The sequence below is a fragment of the Streptomyces sp. NPDC094147 genome, from assembly GCF_044764265.1.
GTDB lineage: Bacteria > Actinomycetota > Actinomycetes > Streptomycetales > Streptomycetaceae > Streptomyces.
Genome location: NZ_JBIWHT010000010.1, coordinates 151,585 through 167,653, shown reverse-complemented (window position 1 = coordinate 167,653; position 16,069 = coordinate 151,585). Strand labels below are relative to the sequence as shown.

The following is a 16,069-nucleotide window of genomic DNA, read 5'->3' as shown; positions in this document are numbered from 1 at the left end:
CGGCCCAAACACGGACGGGGGCCGAGGGCACAGCCCCCGGCCCCCGTCCGCATACGGGCCTACTCCGAAGCCGCCGTCTTCTTGGCGGCCGTCTTCTTCGCCGGGGCCTTCTTCGCCGCCGTCGTCTTGGACGCCGCGGTCTTCTTCGCCGCCGCCGTCTTCTTGGCGGGCGCCTTCTTCGCGGTGGCGGCCTTCTTGGCGGGCGCCTTCTTGGCAGGGGCCTTCTTCGCCGTCTTCTTGGCCGGGCCCTTCGCCCGCTTCTCGGCGAGCAGCTCGAAGCCCCGCTCCGGCGTGATCTCCTCCACGCTGTCGCCGGTCCTGAGCGTCGCGTTGGTCTCGCCGTCGGTGACGTACGGACCGAAGCGCCCGTCCTTCACCACGACCGGCTTCTCGCTGACCGGGTCGACGCCGAGCTCCTTGAGCGGCGGCTTGGCGGCCGCGCGGCCCCGCTGCTTGGGCTGGGCGTAGATCGCGAGGGCCTCCTCCAGCGTGATGGAGAAGAGCTGGTCCTCGGTCTCCAGGGAGCGCGAGTCCGTGCCCTTCTTCAGGTACGGCCCGTAGCGCCCGTTCTGCGCGGTGATCTCGACGCCCTCGGCGTCCGCGCCGACCACGCGCGGCAGCGACATGAGCTTCAGCGCGTCGTCCAGCGTCACCGTGTCGAGGGACATCGACTTGAAGAGCGAGGCGGTGCGCGGCTTGACCGCGTTCTTGCCGGTCTTCGGCGTGCCCTCGGGCAGGATCTCGGTGACGTACGGCCCGTAGCGCCCGTCCCTGGCGATGATCTGGTTGCCGCTCGCCGGGTCCGCGCCCAGCTCGAAGTCGCCGCTCGGCTTGGCGAGCAGTTCCTCCGCGTACTCGACGGTCAGCTCGTCGGGAGCCAGGTCGTCAGGGACGTCCGCGCGCTGGTGGCTCTCGGAGTCCTTCTCGCCGCGCTCCACATAGGGGCCGTAGCGTCCGACGCGGAGCACGATCCCTTCGCCGACGGGGAACGAGGAGATCTCGCGGGCGTCGATCGCGCCGAGGTCCGTGACGAGCTCCTTGAGCCCGCCCAGGTGGTCCCCGTCGCCGTTTCCGGCGGCCGAGGCGGAGCCGCCCGTCGTGGAGTCGCCCTCACCGAAGTAGAAGCGCTTCAGCCACGGCACCGACTGGGCCTCGCCCCGCGCGATGCGGTCGAGGTCGTCCTCCATCTTGGCGGTGAAGTCGTAGTCGACAAGCCGTCCGAAGTGCTTCTCCAGGAGGTTGACCACGGCGAAGCTCAGGAACGACGGGACGAGCGCCGTGCCCTTCTTGAACACATAGCCGCGGTCCAGGATGGTCCCGATGATCGAGGCGTACGTCGAAGGACGCCCGATCTCGCGCTCTTCCAGCTCCTTGACCAGCGAGGCCTCGGTGTAGCGGGCCGGCGGCTTGGTCGCGTGGCCGTCCACCGAGATCTCCTCGGACGACAGCGCGTCGCCCTCGGCGACCTGCGGCAGCCTGCGCTCGCGGTCGTCGAGCTCGGCGTTCGGGTCGTCCGCGCCCTCGACGTACGCCTTCATGAAGCCGTGGAAGGTGATCGTCTTGCCGGACGCGGTGAACTCGGCCTCCCGGCCGTCGCTCGCCCGCCCCGCGATCTTCACGGTCACCGAGTTGCCGACCGCGTCCTTCATCTGGGAGGCGACGGTCCGCTTCCAGATCAGCTCGTAGAGCCGGAACTGGTCGCCGGTCAGACCGGTCTCGGCCGGGGTGCGGAAACGATCACCCGAAGGGCGGATCGCCTCGTGCGCCTCCTGCGCGTTCTTGACCTTCCCGGCGTACGTACGCGGCTTGTCGGGCAGGTAGTCGGCGCCGTACAGCTGCGTCACCTGGGCCCGCGCGGCCGCGACGGCCGTGTCGGACAGCGTCGTGGAGTCCGTACGCATGTAGGTGATGAAGCCGTTCTCGTACAGCTTCTGGGCGACCTGCATGGTCGCCTTCGCACCGAAGCCCAGCTTGCGCGAGGCCTCCTGCTGGAGCGTCGTCGTACGGAACGGGGCGTACGGCGAGCGGCGGTACGGCTTGGACTCCACCGAGCGCACGGCGAAGGAGGACTCGGCGAGCGCGGCGGCCAGGGCCCGCGCGTTCGCCTCGTCCAGGTGCAGGACGTCACTCTTGAGTTGTCCGTCGGGGCCGAAGTCGCGGCCCTGCGCCACGCGCCGGCCGTCGACCGTGTTGAGCCGTGCCACCAGCGTGGACGGGTCAGAGGCGTCGCCCGCCCGCCCGGTGGAGAACGTCCCGGTCAGGTCCCAGTACTCAGCAGAACGAAACGCGATGCGCTCGCGTTCCCGCTCCACGACGAGCCGGGTGGCGACGGACTGGACGCGCCCGGCGGACAGCCGCGGCATGACCTTCTTCCACAGCACCGGCGAGACCTCGTAGCCGTAGAGGCGGTCGAGGATGCGGCGGGTCTCCTGGGCGTCGACCATGCGCTGGTTGAGCTCGCGCGGGTTGGCGACGGCGTCCCGGATGGCGTCCTTGGTGATCTCGTGGAAGACCATCCGGTGGACCGGGACCTTGGGCTTCAGGACTTCCTGGAGGTGCCACGCGATGGCTTCGCCCTCGCGGTCCTCATCGGTGGCGAGGAAGAGTTCGTCGGACTCGGCAAGGAGCTCCTTGAGCTTCCTGACCTGGGCCTTCTTGTCGGCGTTGACGACGTAGATCGGCTGGAAGTCGTGCTCGACGTCCACACCGAGGCGGCGCACCTCGCCGGTGTACTTCTCGGGCACCTCGGCGGCGCCGTTCGGCAGGTCGCGGATGTGCCCGACGCTCGCCTCGACGACATAACCGGGGCCGAGGTAGCCCTTGATCGTCTTCGCCTTGGCAGGAGACTCGACGATGACGAGTCGGCGGCCGCCCTTTGCGGTCTCGCTGGTCGGGGACAACTTCGCTCTTCTCTCCGGTCGGCACTCGGGTGTCAGTACGTGACGCTGCGGAGTGTGACGGTACAACCCGCCCCCGTGTCAAACAGCAAAAGCCCGCAGCGGCCACTCGAACGGTAACCCGACTTACCGCGATCCTGCCGCCCGGACCGTCCCGGAGCCTTCCGAAAAGCGTTTCGTCCCCTTTCGGGCTAGATCTGGGCGAAGCACCACAGGCCGAGCAGCAGGAACCCGGCGCCGAAGACGCTCGCGAGCACCGCGGAGGCGACCGGTCCGGCCCCGTGCGCGACCGGCGTGCGGCGCCGCACGCAGGACGCCGTCCACAGCAGCAGAGCGCCCCCGAACAGCACGAACACCGCTCCCGCGAAGATGGCCGGCTCCGTCTCGGTCCCACCCATTGCGTTCATGCGCGGGAGTCTGGCCACCGTGGCGCACCCCGGGGCAGAGCCGGGGCCGCATCCCGGGGAACTCCGGGTGAACGGTCACCCGATCATGCACATTTCAGCCAGATCCCCTCCTCTTGCCCCGTGAGCGCGTCCGGCGTCACATCACATCGAGCGTGGCCCGCCGCCTGCTGCCGCGCTCGAACACGGCGAGCAGCCCCACGGCCAGCAGCGCGTACCCCGCGCCGACCGCGAACTCCGCCCCGACCCGGCCCCAGGCGAGGCCGCCGCCGCCCGCGAGCAGACGGGCCGCGTCCGCCGCATGCGTCAGCGGCAGTACGTCACCCGCCGTACGCATCCAGCCGGGCAGCGACGGCCGGGGCACGTTCGCTCCGGTGAGCAGCAGGAGCGCGGAACTCGCCACGTTCGATACGAGGAACACGTCCCGGAAGCGCAGGCCGAGGGCGCCGAGCGCGAGGCCGAAGGCCGAGCAGGCGACGGCGGCCGCGACCAGCACCAGGGCGAGCCCCGGCAGTGCGCCGACGGGCAGGCTCAGACCGAGCACCAGGCACGCGGCGGTGAGCGTGAAGGCGCTGACGACCAGGCCGTTGAGGACGTACGGCAGGGCGCGGCCGAACCAGAGGGGCGCGCGGTGACGCGGCGACAGCAGCACGGCGCCGAGCGTGCCGTACCGCCGTTCGTTCGCGACGGCCATCGTGCCGCCGTACACGCATGCGGTGGAGGATGCGAGGACGGCGTTTCCCACAAGATAGAAACGGTCGTCGGCCACGCCGAGTTCCCGTCCGAGGAAGACGAAGAAGAGGAGTTGGAGGACCGGTCCGACCAGGAGCGTCCCGATGAACATGGGCGGGGTGGTCCAGTTGAACAGGGCCCGGTACGAGATCGCGCCGCCGACGACGACCAGCCGCCCGGCACGGATGAGTTGACGCATGTCGGTGGTCTCCTAGGCGAGTGCGAGCGTGGCGGCGGCGCGGGCGCGGTGTTCGACCCGGCCGAGGACGGCGACCGCGAGCAGCGCGTAGGCCGCGCCGAGGGCGAGCGCGAGCCCCATCGGGGTCAGCACGTCACCGCCGGAGGTGGCGGCGTGCACGGCCCGCGAGCCCCAAGTGGTGGGCAGCGCCCAGGAGATGGGGCGGGTCCACCCAGGCAGGACGGTGACCGGAACCAGCATTCCGGAGAGCAGCCACACCGGCGCGTCCAGCGGATTCGCGAGGGCGTTGGCATTGCGCAGCAGGACGAAGGTGGCCGCGAGCAGCAGCCCCATCATGCCGAGCGCCAGCACGCACACCGGCACGGCGACGAGGAAGAGCACCGGGTGCGCGAAGTCCAGCGGTACCCCGAACAGGAGCCGGCCCCAGAGCACGGTCGCCGCCATCGAGTACGTGCCGACGACCGCGGTGGCCAGGGTGATCGGCAGCAGGACCAGCGGCAGCCGGGTCGGCGAGACGACCAGCATCTCCAGCGTGCCGAGCCAGCGCTGGTTCTGCACCGCGCCACCCGAGCCGAACAGGACCGATGACCAGATGCCCATGAGACCGGCGCCGACCGAGGCCGTGAGCAGCCGGTCCGGGTCGCCGGCCGCGCGAAACAGATAGACGGCGAGCGTGGCGTAGACGAGCGGCACGAGCACCGCGAAGGTGATTTCGAGGGGCGACCGGGACATGTACGTGACATGCGTGCGCACCCCGACCCGGACCAGCCGCAGCGCCCGCCTCATGCGCCGGTCTCCTCGGCGGGCGCGGAAACGGCATCGGAGCCGCTGGCCTCCACGATCGCGACATAGGCGTCCTCCAGGGTCGGTTCGCGGGCGCCGACCCGCCCCACCCGGATGCCGTCGAGCCCGGCGAGCACCTGTCCGTGCAGGTCGGCGCCCCGGTCGGTCTGCACGGTGAGGCTCTGCGCGGCGCCGCGCTCCTCGGCCGCGACCCCGCGCACGCCGGGCAGGCGCCGCAGCCGTTCGAGAGCGGCTTCGTCGGCCCCGTACGCCTCGATTTCGAGGATGTCGCGTTCCTGGACACGGGACTTGAGCTCCTCGGGGGTGCCGAGCGCCCGGATGGTGCCGCCGGCGATGACCGCGATCCGGTCGCACAGTTCGTCGGCCTCGGCCATGTAGTGCGTGGTGAGGACCACGGTCGTGCCGCCGGCCCGCAGGTCGGCGACGGTGCGCCGCAGATCGCGCGCGGCGACCGGGTCGACGCCGATCGACGGCTCGTCGAGGAAGAGCACATCGGGCCTGTGCAGCAGTCCGCGCGCGATGTGCAGCCGCTGGCGCATGCCGCGCGAGTAGCCCTCGACCCGCTCGCGCTCGCGGCCCAAAAGCCCGACCAGTTCGAGGAGTTCGGCGATCCGCGCCTTCTGCTCACGCGGCTCGACGGCGTACAGCTCGGCGAAGTAGCGCAGGTTGTCGAGGGCGGACAGCCGCTCGTACAGGCCCCGGTCGCCGCCGAAGACGTAGCCGATGCGACGGCGTACGGCGACGGGCTCGCGCGCCACGTCGTGGCCGAGGACGCGGGCCGTGCCGGAGGTCGGCAGGAGCAGGGTGTTGAGCATCTTGATGGTGGTGGTCTTGCCCGCGCCGTTGGGCCCGAGCAGCCCGAAGAGCTCTCCCCGCCCGACGTCGAAACCGATCCCGCGCACCGCCTCGGTCACCACCCGGCGGGGCCGCAGCCAGCCGGTCCGCGAGGTGTAGGTGCGGCGCAGTTCCCGTACTTCGATCGCTGTCATGCCCGCGACGCTAGGAGCCCGCGCGGGCCGGGGCCATCGATTCGGGACGCCCCGAATCCTCGGACCGCCCGCCGTTCCCGGCGGTCCGGGGGGCCGGGCTCAGCCGACCGCCCGCAGCACGTCCCGCCCCGACAGCAGCGCCAGGAGCGACCGGCCGGTGTCCGTGAGCTGGTAGTAGACGCTGCGGCCCACCCGGTGCCGGGTCACCACCTCCGCCTCCGCCAGCACCGACAGATGTTCCGAGACGGTGCTCGGGGCGAGCGAGAGCCGGTCCGCGAGCCCGGCCGTGGTCAGCGGGCCGCCCAACTGCCGCAGGACGGCGGCCCGTCCGCGCCCGAGCAGCAGGCCGAGCCGGTCGTCGCCCTCCGCCTTCTCCGGTTTCTCCCGCAGCGCTCCCGCGCCCCTCGCCTGGAAGGAGACGGTGAGCACCTCGGGATGGTCCGTCGAGTACAGCCGGCAGCCCTCGGCGAAGACCAGCGGCACCAGGACCAGCCGCCGCTCGCCCGCCGCGTACTCGGCGTCGATGTGCTTGGTCAGCTCCAGCACCGGCGGCGTCCACTTGGCGCGCGACTCAAGCCCGGCGAACAGCGCGTCCACCCCCGCGGTCGCGAACGTCCGCGCCCTGACCAGGACTTCGTCCTCGACGAGCCGTCGCATCGTCGGCCACAGCTCGGCCAGCGCACCGTCCCAGTAGGCCTGGTAGGCATCCGCGAGCGCAGCGCACGCCGCCCGCGGATCCTCCCGGTAGGGGCGTACGAGCGGATGGTCCTCCAGGCCCGGATAGTGCTCGGCGAGCTGCTGCCGCACGACCTCCGGCGCGGTCTCCCGCACCACGGTCAGCTCCTCCTCGACCGACGTCGTGCCGAAGGGCATCGGCAGGACGAAGTCGGGGAAGTTGAAAGGGCCGTTGAGGAGCCGGCGCAGCGGTTCGACCCGCTCGTCCTGGCTGAGCACCTCGCGGGCCCGCACCGCCCACTCCTGGTACGGCCATGACGGCCTGCGGTGCTCGGCCAGCAGATGCAGGCTGCAGAAGGCGTCCCAGAGGGGGCTGACGGTTATTCGCGTCGACCCCAGCGCCGCCTCGTCCAGCTCGATCCTGATCACTTGTCCCCCTCCCCCGTCTCCCTCACGGGACTACTCCCCCACCGGCTCCAGGAAGCCCTGCTCCACCAGGAGGCGGATGGCCTCCGGGGTGCGGTCCCGCAGCCGGACCGGGTCCTCGTCGATCAGCTGCGCGATGGCGTCCAGGATCCGTCCGGCCGTCAACTGCCCGTCGCAGACGCCCGCGAACCCGGCGCCCACGGTGTCCACCTTCGTGGCCCGGCGCATGCCCCGGTTCTGCCGCAGCACCACGTGCTCCGGGTCCTCGGCGCCCGGCAGCCCCACCTGCTCCTGCACCACCTCGTCGGCGAGGCGGAACCGGTCGGCGAGCAGTGCCGCGTCGTCGTGGCGGCGCAGATAGTCCTGCCGCTCGAAGTGCGCCCGCACGGCGTCGCCCAACGGCTGCTCGACCGGGTGCGGCCACTCCTCGGCCACGATGGACGGCTGCTCGCTGTCCGTGCGCCGCAGGGTGATCCAGCCGAAGCCGACCGCCTTGGTCTTGCGCGCCTCGAACTCGTCCAGCCATGCCTCGTAGCGCTCCGCGTACCGGGCCGGGTCGCCGCGGTGGTCACCGGCGTCGCGCAGCCACAGCTCGGCGTACTGCGTGATGTCCTGGACCTCGCGCTGCACGATCCAGGCGTCACAGCCGCGCGGCACCCAGGAGCGCAGCCTGTCCTGCCACTCCTCGCCCTCGATGTGCTGCCAGTTGGCCAGGAACTGGGCGTATCCGCCGGGGTTGAGCCGCTCCCCCGCCTGCTGAACGAGCGTGCGGCACAGGTCGTCCCCGCCCATCGCGCCGTCCCGGTAGGTCAGCCGGGCGCCGGGCGAGATCACGAACGGCGGGTTGGACACGATCAGGTCGTACGTCTCGGTGCCCACCGGCTCGTACAGCGAGCCCGTCTTCAGCTCGGCCTCGGGCGCGCCGGACAGGGCCAGCGTGAGCCGGGTGAAGTCGAGGGCGCGCGGGTTCAGGTCGGTGGCGGTGACCCGTGTCGCGTGCTGGGCGGCGTGCAGTGCCTGGATGCCGGAGCCGGTGCCGAGGTCGAGGGCCGAGCCGACAGGCGTACGGACCGTGAGGCCGGCCAGGGTCGTGGAGGCGCCGCCGACACCGAGCACCATCGCCTCGTCGCGGCCGCTCGCCCCGCCCGCGCCGCCGACCGCGCAGCCCAGGTCGGAGACGATGAACCAGTCCTGCCCCTCGGGTCCGCCGTAGGGCCGCACGTCCACCGTGGCCCGCACCTCGTCGCCGGAGCGGACCACCCAGCCGTCCGCGAGCGCCTCCTCCAGCGGCAGGGCCGCACGGGCGCTCTCGTACGGAACCGGCTGCTGGAGCAGGAACAGCCGCACCAGCGTGTCGAGCGGCGCCTGCCCGCGGGTGGCGCGCAGTGCGGGGACGGTCTCGCTGCGGGCCAGCGCGGCGTACGCGGGCGCGCCGAGCAGGTCGAGCAGGCCGTCGGCGGTGAAGGCGGCGGCGAGCAGGGCGTCGCGCAGGCGGGCTGCGTGACCGGGCGCGGGAAGACTGGTCGTACTCACCCGGCCATTGTGGCCGCTGCCACTGACATTCACCCCATCACGGCCGCGGCCCGGACCCCGCTCGGGGGTCCGGGCCGCGGTCGCGGGCGCGTACGGGCTACGGCTTGCTGCTCTGCGAGGCCGAGGGCGACGCGGAGCCGGAGGGCGAGGCCGACTGGGACGGCGCGGCCGACTTGGCGGGCGGTGCGCCCGCGCCCGACGCCGAGGGCGCGGGAGCGGACGGCGTCTGCTTCTGGCAGCCGGGCTGCTTCTGCATGGCCTTGCCGACGTCGCCGGACTCAAGCTTCTTCAAGGAGGCGTCTCCCGTCGAGCTGATCTTCCCGAGCTCGGTCGCGATGTCCTCCAGGCCCTTGGCGAAGGCAGCCTGGTCGCCCGCGTTGAGCGCGTCGACCTTCTTCTTGAGGTTCGCGTACGCCACGGAGGAGGAGTTCAGCTCCTTGACGGCCTCCTGCTGGGTGGTGGCGCCGTCCTTGACCGGCGGTGCCCCCGCCTTGTCGACGGCCGCGCCCAGCTCCTTGTAGGCGTCCGAGATCTGCTGGAAGGCGGTCGAGTCGGTCTTCTGCACATCGGCCGGCTTGCTGTCGTCCTTCGTCTGCGCCTGAATGGCGGCGTTGGCGTCAGTGATCTTCTTGAACTGGGGCTGGGCCGTGTTGCAGAAGGTCTTCGCCCAGTCGTCGACCTTCTTGTTGGAGTCGTCGCTGCAGCCCGACAACGTCAGCATCAGTACCGCACCGCCGGACAGTGCGGCTGCAAGCTTCTTGTTCACCGGTTTGGTCCCTTCCAAGGCTCTCGGCCCCGGAACATACACGCCAAGTGGGCGACAAACGCTTGCCGTCCGTGTGATCTGCCCCCTATTGCAGCCATTTGCACCAAGCAGAACGGGCGGACGGTGTGTCAAACCACACCGTCCGCCCGCCCTTTGTGCGACTTCCGGCTACGAAACCACCGCCGGGTCCGGTGACTTCGCGACCCGCTCGTTGCTGCCGTCGTCACCCACGGCCACGCTGCGCCGCTTCGACACGTACACCGCGCCGATGATGACGAGGGCGGCGAGCGCCGCCACGATCCCTCGAACGGCTGGGTTTGCGGCCTCGCCGTAACTGAACTTGACGATGGCCGGTGCGATCAGGAGCGCCACCAGGTTCATCACCTTGAGCAGCGGGTTGATCGCGGGTCCCGCGGTGTCCTTGAAGGGGTCGCCGACGGTGTCGCCGATGACGGTGGCGGCGTGCGCCTCGCTGCCCTTGCCGCCGTAGTGGCCGTCCTCGACCAGCTTCTTGGCGTTGTCCCAGGCGCCGCCCGAGTTGGCGAGGAAGACCGCCATCAGGGTGCCGGTGCCGATCGCGCCCGCCAGGTACGAGCCGAGCGCGCCGACGCCGAGGGTGAAGCCGACCGCGATGGGGGCGAGCACCGCGAGCAGACCGGGGGTGGCCAGCTCGCGCAACGCGTCCTTGGTGCAGATGTCGACGACTCGCCCGTACTCCGGCTGCTCGGTGTAGTCCATGATCCCGGGGTGCTCGCGGAACTGCCGCCGCACCTCGAAGACCACGGATCCGGCCGACCGGGACACCGCGTTGATCGCGAGCCCCGAGAAGAGGAAGACGACCGCCGCGCCCAGCATCAGCCCGACCAGGTTGTTGGGCTGTGAGATGTCCATGCTCAAGGTCAGCTCGCCGGCCTTGGCGTGGACGTCGCTGACGGCCGTGCCGATGGCGTCCTTGAACGAACCGTAGAGCGCCGAGGCCGCCAGCACGGCGGTGGCGATCGCGATGCCCTTGGTGATGGCCTTGGTGGTGTTGCCCACCGCGTCCAGGTCGGTGAGCACCTGGGCGCCGGCGCCCTGGACGTCGCCGGACATCTCCGCGATGCCCTGGGCGTTGTCGGAGACCGGCCCGAAGGTGTCCATGGCGACGATCACGCCGACCGTGGTGAGCAGACCGGTGCCGGCCAGCGCCACCGCGAACAGCGCGAGCATGACCGAGGTGCCGCCGAGCAGGAAGGCCCCGTACACGCCGAGACCGATCAACAGGGCGGTGTAGACGGCCGATTCGAGACCGATGGAGATACCGGCCAGGACGACGGTGGCAGGTCCCGTGAGCGAGGACTTGCCGATGTCCCTGACGGGGCGCCGGGTGGTCTCGGTGAAGTACCCCGTCAACTGCTGGATCAGCGCCGCCAGGACGATGCCGATGGCCACGGCGACGAGCGCCAGGACCCGCGGGTCGCCGTTGTGATTCTTGATCACGTCGTCCGTCACGCCGTTCAACTTGGCGTACGTGGACGGCAGGTAGACGAAGACCGCGATGGCCACCAGGACGAGTGAGATCACCGCGGAGATGAAGAATCCTCGGTTGATCGCCGACATTCCGCTGCGGTCGGCGCGCCGCGGGGCGACCGCGAAGATGCCGATCATCGCGGTGACCACGCCGATCGCCGGGACGATCAGCGGGAAGGCGAGGCCCGAGTCGCCGAACGCCGCCTTGCCGAGGATCAGCGCCGCGACCAGGGTCACGGCGTACGACTCGAACAGGTCGGCCGCCATGCCGGCGCAGTCGCCGACGTTGTCGCCCACGTTGTCCGCGATGGTGGCGGCGTTGCGCGGGTCGTCCTCGGGGATGCCCTGCTCGACCTTGCCGACCAGGTCGGCGCCGACGTCGGCGGCCTTGGTGAAGATGCCGCCGCCGACACGCATGAACATGGCGATCAGCGCGGCGCCGAGGCCGAAGCCCTCCAGCACCTTGGGTGCGTCGGCCGCGTACACGAGCACGACGCAGGAGGCGCCGAGCAGGCCGAGGCCCACCGTGAACATGCCGACCACGCCGCCGGTGCGGAAAGCGATCTTCATGGCCTTGTGGGAAACCGAGGTGAGATCTTTTTCGGGTTCGCCTTCCGCGGGAGTTGCCTCTCGGGCGGCGGCCGCGACGCGCACATTCGCGCGCACGGCGAGACGCATGCCGATGTATCCCGTCGTCGCCGAGAAGGCGGCGCCGATCAGGAAGAACACCGAACGTCCCACGCGCTGCGACCAGTTGTCGGACGGCAGCAGGAACAGCAGGAAGAACACCACGACGGCGAAGATGCCGAGGGTGCGCAACTGCCGGGTCAGATAGGCATTTGCGCCTTCCTGCACGGCGGCCGCGATCTTCTTCATCGAATCGGTGCCCTCGCCGGCCGCGAGGACCTGGCGCACCAGCAGTTGCGCCACGATCAGGGCCGCCAGCGCGACAGCCGCGATGACGATCACGATCAGCCGGTTGCCGTCGGTCAGGACCGCGGCCGCGAGAGATGTGGGGTGGTCGAGTTCCGTTGGGTTGAAGAGCCCCGCCATTCGTCCTCCTTGACGCTCAGAGCTCAAGATGTGGACGGATTGTAGGGAGCGGAACACGATCAAAACAGGGCGCCGCAAATGGAATTGACCTTGACTGGCTCACCAGAGAGAGATCCGGTCACGAAAATGTCCCCGAAAGCGGTAACGGGGCAAAAGCATTGACGCTTGATCAACGATCTACCGACGGGGGCCGGAATCTGGATCTAGGAATGAAAAAAGGCCCTGCTCAGCAGGGCCAGTCCTCGTATCGAAAAGAAGTGGATCAGGGAAGCACCGTGGCCGGTGTGGTCGGCCAGCTCATCCGGATGACACCGCCGGACTCACCGGAGCTGACCTCCACATCGTCCACAAGCCCACTGATGACAGCGAGGCCCATTTCGTCCTCCCCGCCGTCGTCGAGCTCCTCGCCGGGCACCGAGCCGCGCGCACCCGGCACCACCGCGCCGGAACCTCCCGAGCCCGGCACCTCGTCGCCGACCTCGATGGAGAACGACTTCTCCTCCTCGGTCAGCACGACACGCACGGGGGCGTCGACGCCGTGCGAGCGGTGCAGCCCGACAGCGCGGCTGCACGCCTCGCCGACGGCGAGTCTGACCTCGTCGAGCACTGCCTCGTCGACCCCGGCCCGGCGCGCCACGGCGGCGGCCACCAGACGGGCCGTCCTGACATGCTCGGGCTGGGCACTGAAACGGAGTTCAACGGTGGCCATGGCGATCCCCCTCGAACGTACGGGCGTACCTCTCAGGGGCCCCGGGCCAACGTGCCACCCGGTGCCCCTGTCCTTCCTCCGGAGCCGTCCGCGGACGGCCGCCGTCAGTCGGTCGCGTTGACGGCCTCGTCGACCGAGCCGTGGATCGGGAACACCTTGGTGAGCCCAGTGATCCGGAAGATCTTCAAAATTCGCTCCTGATTGCAGACCAGGCGCAGCGAGCCCTCGTGCGCGCGCACGCGCTTGAGCCCGCCCACGAGCACGCCGAGGCCGGTGGAGTCGAGGAAGTCCACGCCCTCCATGTCGACAACCAGGTGGTAGCTGCCGTCGTTCACCAACTCGACCAACTGCTCGCGCAGCTTGGGCGCGGTATACACATCAATCTCGCCACCGACCTCGACGACCGTACGGTCGCCACCAGGGCCGGACACATTGCGAGTCGACAGGGACAGGTCCACGGATCCTCCAGCACCTTGCTATCGAGCGGCCGCCCCCTGAGTCTCCCCGGCGGAGCCAGAGAACGGATCGCCAGCCGCGATGGCATTCAATCACTTACCAGCAGCCATGCACGACGCCTTGGGACCATTGTCCGCTACGCCAGTGACACACTCGGTGCCGATGGCCAGGAATCACCGCCCCAGAACACCCGCCGACAGCACGGGTGAACGACCCGACCCCGGCACGGTCCTCGACCGGCTCGCCGCAGGGGCGGGCCGGGCTGCGCGCATCACTCATACGGAGCACTTGCCCCCGCGCGAGGGCCGTCATGCCGTCTGGCCGCACCTCATCCGCCCGGAAGTGATCAACGCCATTCAGGACGCCGGCGTCGAGCACCCCTGGGCCCACCAGGCCACCGCCGCCGAGCACGCCCTGAACGGCGAGTCGGTGGTGATCGCCACCGGCACCGCGTCCGGCAAGTCGCTGGCCTACCTGGCGCCGGTCCTCAGTACCCTCCTGGACGGCTCCCAGGCCCTGAACGGGCGCGGCGCGACCGCCCTCTACCTCGCCCCGACCAAGGCCCTGGCCGCCGACCAGCGCCGCTCGGTGAAGGCGCTCGCGGCCCCGCTGGGCAACGCGATCCGGCCCGCCGTGTACGACGGCGACACCCCGGTCGAGGAACGCGAGTGGGTGCGCCAGTACGCGAACTACGTCCTCACCAATCCGGACATGCTGCACCTGGGCATACTCCCCGGCCACCCCAGGTGGTCCTCCTTCCTGCGCGCCCTGCGCTATGTCGTCATCGACGAGTGCCACACCTACCGCGGCGTCTTCGGCTCCCACGTCGCCCAGGTGCTGCGCCGCCTGCGCCGCCTGTGCGCCCGCTACGGCGCCGACCCGGTCTTCCTGCTCGCCTCCGCCACCGCGGCCGAGCCGTCGGTCGCGGCGGGCCGCCTGACCGGCCTGCCCGTGGTCGAGGTCGCCGACGACGCCTCCCCGCGCGGCGAGCTGGTCTTCGCCCTGTGGGAGCCCCCGCTCACCGACCTGCCCGGCGAGAAGGGCGCCCCGGTCCGCCGCACCGCCATCGCCGAGACCGCCGACCTCCTCACCGACCTGACCGTGCAGGGGGTCCGCACGGTCGCCTTCGTACGTTCCCGGCGCGGCGCCGAACTCATCTCCGTCATCGCCCAGGAGCGCCTGTACGAGGTCGACCGCGCCCTCGCCCGCCGGGTCGCCGCCTACCGGGGCGGCTATCTGCCGGAGGAGCGCCGCGCCCTGGAACAGGCCCTGCACTCCGGCGAGCTCCTGGGCCTGGCCGCCACCACCGCCCTGGAGCTCGGCATCGACGTCTCGGGCCTGGACGCCGTACTGATCGCGGGCTACCCGGGCACCCGGGCCTCGCTGTGGCAGCAGGCGGGCCGGGCCGGGCGCTCGGGCCAGGGCGCCCTGGCCGTCCTGATCGCCCGCGACGACCCGCTGGACACCTACCTCGTCCACCACCCCGAGGCGCTGTTCCAGCAACCCGTCGAGTCCACCGTGCTCGACCCGGACAACCCGTACGTCCTGGCCCCCCATCTGTGCGCGGCGGCGGCCGAACACCCGCTCACCGAGGCCGACCTCGAACTGTTCGGCCCGGCGAGCCCGGGGCTCATGCCGCAGCTGGAGCAGGCCGGGCTGCTCCGGCGGCGCAGCAACGGATGGTTCTGGACCCGCCGCGAGCGTGCCGCCGACCTCACCGACATCCGGGGCGGTGGCGGCCGCCCGGTCCAGGTCGTCGAGGCCTCGACGGGTCGGCTGCTCGGCACGGTCGACGCGTCCGCCGCCCACACCACCGTCCACGCCGGCGCCGTCCACCTCCACCAGGGCCGTACGTACCTGGTGAAGCACCTGGACCTGGAGGATTCCGCCGCCCTGGTCGAGGAGGCCAGCCCGCCCTATTCGACCGTCGCCAGGGACACCACCTCCATCTCCGTCCTGGAAACCGACACCGAGATCCCCTGGGGAGCCGGGCGCCTGTGCTACGGCTCCGTCGAAGTCACCAACCAGGTCGTCTCCTTCCTGCGTCGCAAACTCATCACCGGCGAGGTGCTCGGCGAGACCAAGCTCGACCTGCCGCCCCGCACCCTGCGCACCCGGGCCGTGTGGTGGACGGTCACCGAGGACCAGCTGGACGCCGCCCGCATCAACCCGGAGATCCTCGGCGGCGCCCTGCACGCCGCCGAGCACGCCTCCATCGGGATGCTCCCGCTCTTCGCGACCTGCGACCGATGGGACATCGGCGGCGTCTCCGTCCCGCTGCACCCGGACACCCTGCTGCCGACGGTCTTCGTGTACGACGGCAACCCGGGCGGCGCCGGATTCGCCGAGCGCGCCTTCCACACCGCCGCGCGGTGGCTGACCGCGACCCGCGAGGCGATCGCGTCCTGCGAGTGCGAGGCCGGCTGCCCGTCCTGCATCCAGTCGCCCAAGTGCGGCAACGGCAACGACCCCCTGCACAAGCGGGGCGCCGTCCGCCTCCTCACGGAACTGCTGCGGGGAGCCCCGGAAGAGCCCGCGACGGCCCCGCCCGCGACCTGACCGAGGGTGCGTACGGGCCGAACCTCGCCCGTACCCGTACATCCGCGATCTCCCCGGCCACCGAACAGCGCACCAGCTCCGCGCCCTGGGCACGGACCACCTCGGCGGCCTTGGCGCAGGCGTCCGGCGCGCCCCACAGGGCCCGGTCGGCCGCCGCGAGCGCGGCCAGGTCGGCGGCCCCGCCGGCCCGGTGCCGGGCGGCCACCGCCTGCCCGAGACCGAGCACGGCGGCGAACACCGCGCACATCGTGGCGGCCGTCAGCGCCACCCACACCGTGGCGGAACCCCGGTCGGCGCCCCGTGAGCCCCTCACGGACGAGTCCACGAGACTTCCGCCCCACCGGTCCACGAGGCCCCT

The 16,069-nt window shown here is 71.1% G+C and carries 13 protein-coding genes; 1 reads left to right on the top strand and 12 read right to left on the bottom strand.

What is annotated here, in order from left to right; translation table 11 throughout:
* Positions 1-59: 59 nt before the first annotated feature.
* The 11 genes from topA to ACIQ8J_RS17815 form a co-directional block, all read right to left on the bottom strand.
* Positions 60-2,900, bottom strand: coding sequence for a type I DNA topoisomerase (gene topA / locus ACIQ8J_RS17865; RefSeq protein ID WP_403272457.1), 2,841 nt, complete (start codon positions 2,898-2,900; stop codon positions 60-62).
* Positions 2,901-3,088: 188 nt separating this feature from the next.
* Positions 3,089-3,304, bottom strand: coding sequence for a hypothetical protein (locus ACIQ8J_RS17860; RefSeq protein ID WP_403272456.1), 216 nt, complete (start codon positions 3,302-3,304; stop codon positions 3,089-3,091).
* A 136-nt stretch (positions 3,305-3,440) separates the two neighbouring features.
* Positions 3,441-4,232, bottom strand: a complete 792-nt coding sequence (locus ACIQ8J_RS17855) for an ABC transporter permease (protein WP_403272455.1) — start codon at positions 4,230-4,232, stop codon at positions 3,441-3,443.
* Between the two features lie 12 nt (positions 4,233-4,244).
* Complete coding sequence (locus ACIQ8J_RS17850) at positions 4,245-5,018, bottom strand: ABC transporter permease (RefSeq protein WP_403272454.1); 774 nt, start codon at positions 5,016-5,018, stop codon at positions 4,245-4,247.
* Positions 5,015-6,025: an ATP-binding cassette domain-containing protein gene (locus ACIQ8J_RS17845; RefSeq protein ID WP_403272453.1), complete on the bottom strand. Its 1,011-nt coding sequence runs from the start codon at positions 6,023-6,025 to the stop codon at positions 5,015-5,017. The genes ACIQ8J_RS17850 and ACIQ8J_RS17845 overlap by 4 nt, the downstream gene beginning before the upstream one ends.
* A 99-nt stretch (positions 6,026-6,124) precedes the next feature.
* On the bottom strand, positions 6,125-7,129 hold the full coding sequence (locus ACIQ8J_RS17840) for an ArsR/SmtB family transcription factor (protein WP_403272452.1): 1,005 nt from the start codon (positions 7,127-7,129) through the stop codon (positions 6,125-6,127).
* 30 nt (positions 7,130-7,159) lie between these two features.
* Complete coding sequence (locus ACIQ8J_RS17835; protein WP_403272451.1) at positions 7,160-8,659, bottom strand: methyltransferase; 1,500 nt, start codon at positions 8,657-8,659, stop codon at positions 7,160-7,162.
* Positions 8,660-8,756: 97 nt separating this feature from the next.
* The gene (locus ACIQ8J_RS17830) at positions 8,757-9,425 is read right to left on the bottom strand and encodes a small secreted protein (protein WP_403272450.1); all 669 of its coding nucleotides are present in this window, start codon (positions 9,423-9,425) and stop codon (positions 8,757-8,759) included.
* 168 nt (positions 9,426-9,593) lie between these two features.
* Positions 9,594-11,987 carry a sodium-translocating pyrophosphatase gene (locus ACIQ8J_RS17825; RefSeq protein ID WP_403272449.1) on the bottom strand — a complete coding sequence of 798 codons (2,394 nt, stop codon included), beginning with the start codon at positions 11,985-11,987 and terminating at the stop codon, positions 9,594-9,596.
* Between the two features lie 262 nt (positions 11,988-12,249).
* Positions 12,250-12,696: an ATP-binding protein gene (locus tag ACIQ8J_RS17820; protein WP_403272448.1), complete on the bottom strand. Its 447-nt coding sequence runs from the start codon at positions 12,694-12,696 to the stop codon at positions 12,250-12,252.
* Between the two features lie 104 nt (positions 12,697-12,800).
* Positions 12,801-13,154 (bottom strand): STAS domain-containing protein, encoded by a 354-nt coding sequence (locus ACIQ8J_RS17815; RefSeq protein ID WP_053728100.1) that lies wholly within the window; start codon positions 13,152-13,154, stop codon positions 12,801-12,803.
* 79 nt (positions 13,155-13,233) lie between these two features.
* Between ACIQ8J_RS17815 and ACIQ8J_RS17810 the strand changes: the two genes are divergently transcribed.
* A complete protein-coding gene (locus tag ACIQ8J_RS17810; protein WP_403272447.1) occupies positions 13,234-15,711 on the top strand; it encodes a DEAD/DEAH box helicase in 2,478 nt (825 codons plus the stop codon).
* Here the strand turns inward: ACIQ8J_RS17810 and ACIQ8J_RS17805 are convergent.
* Positions 15,653-16,024, bottom strand: a complete 372-nt coding sequence (locus ACIQ8J_RS17805; RefSeq protein WP_403272446.1) for an Rv3654c family TadE-like protein — start codon at positions 16,022-16,024, stop codon at positions 15,653-15,655. The two genes, ACIQ8J_RS17810 and ACIQ8J_RS17805, sit on opposite strands and share 59 nt — an antisense overlap.
* Positions 16,025-16,069 lie beyond the last annotated feature (45 nt).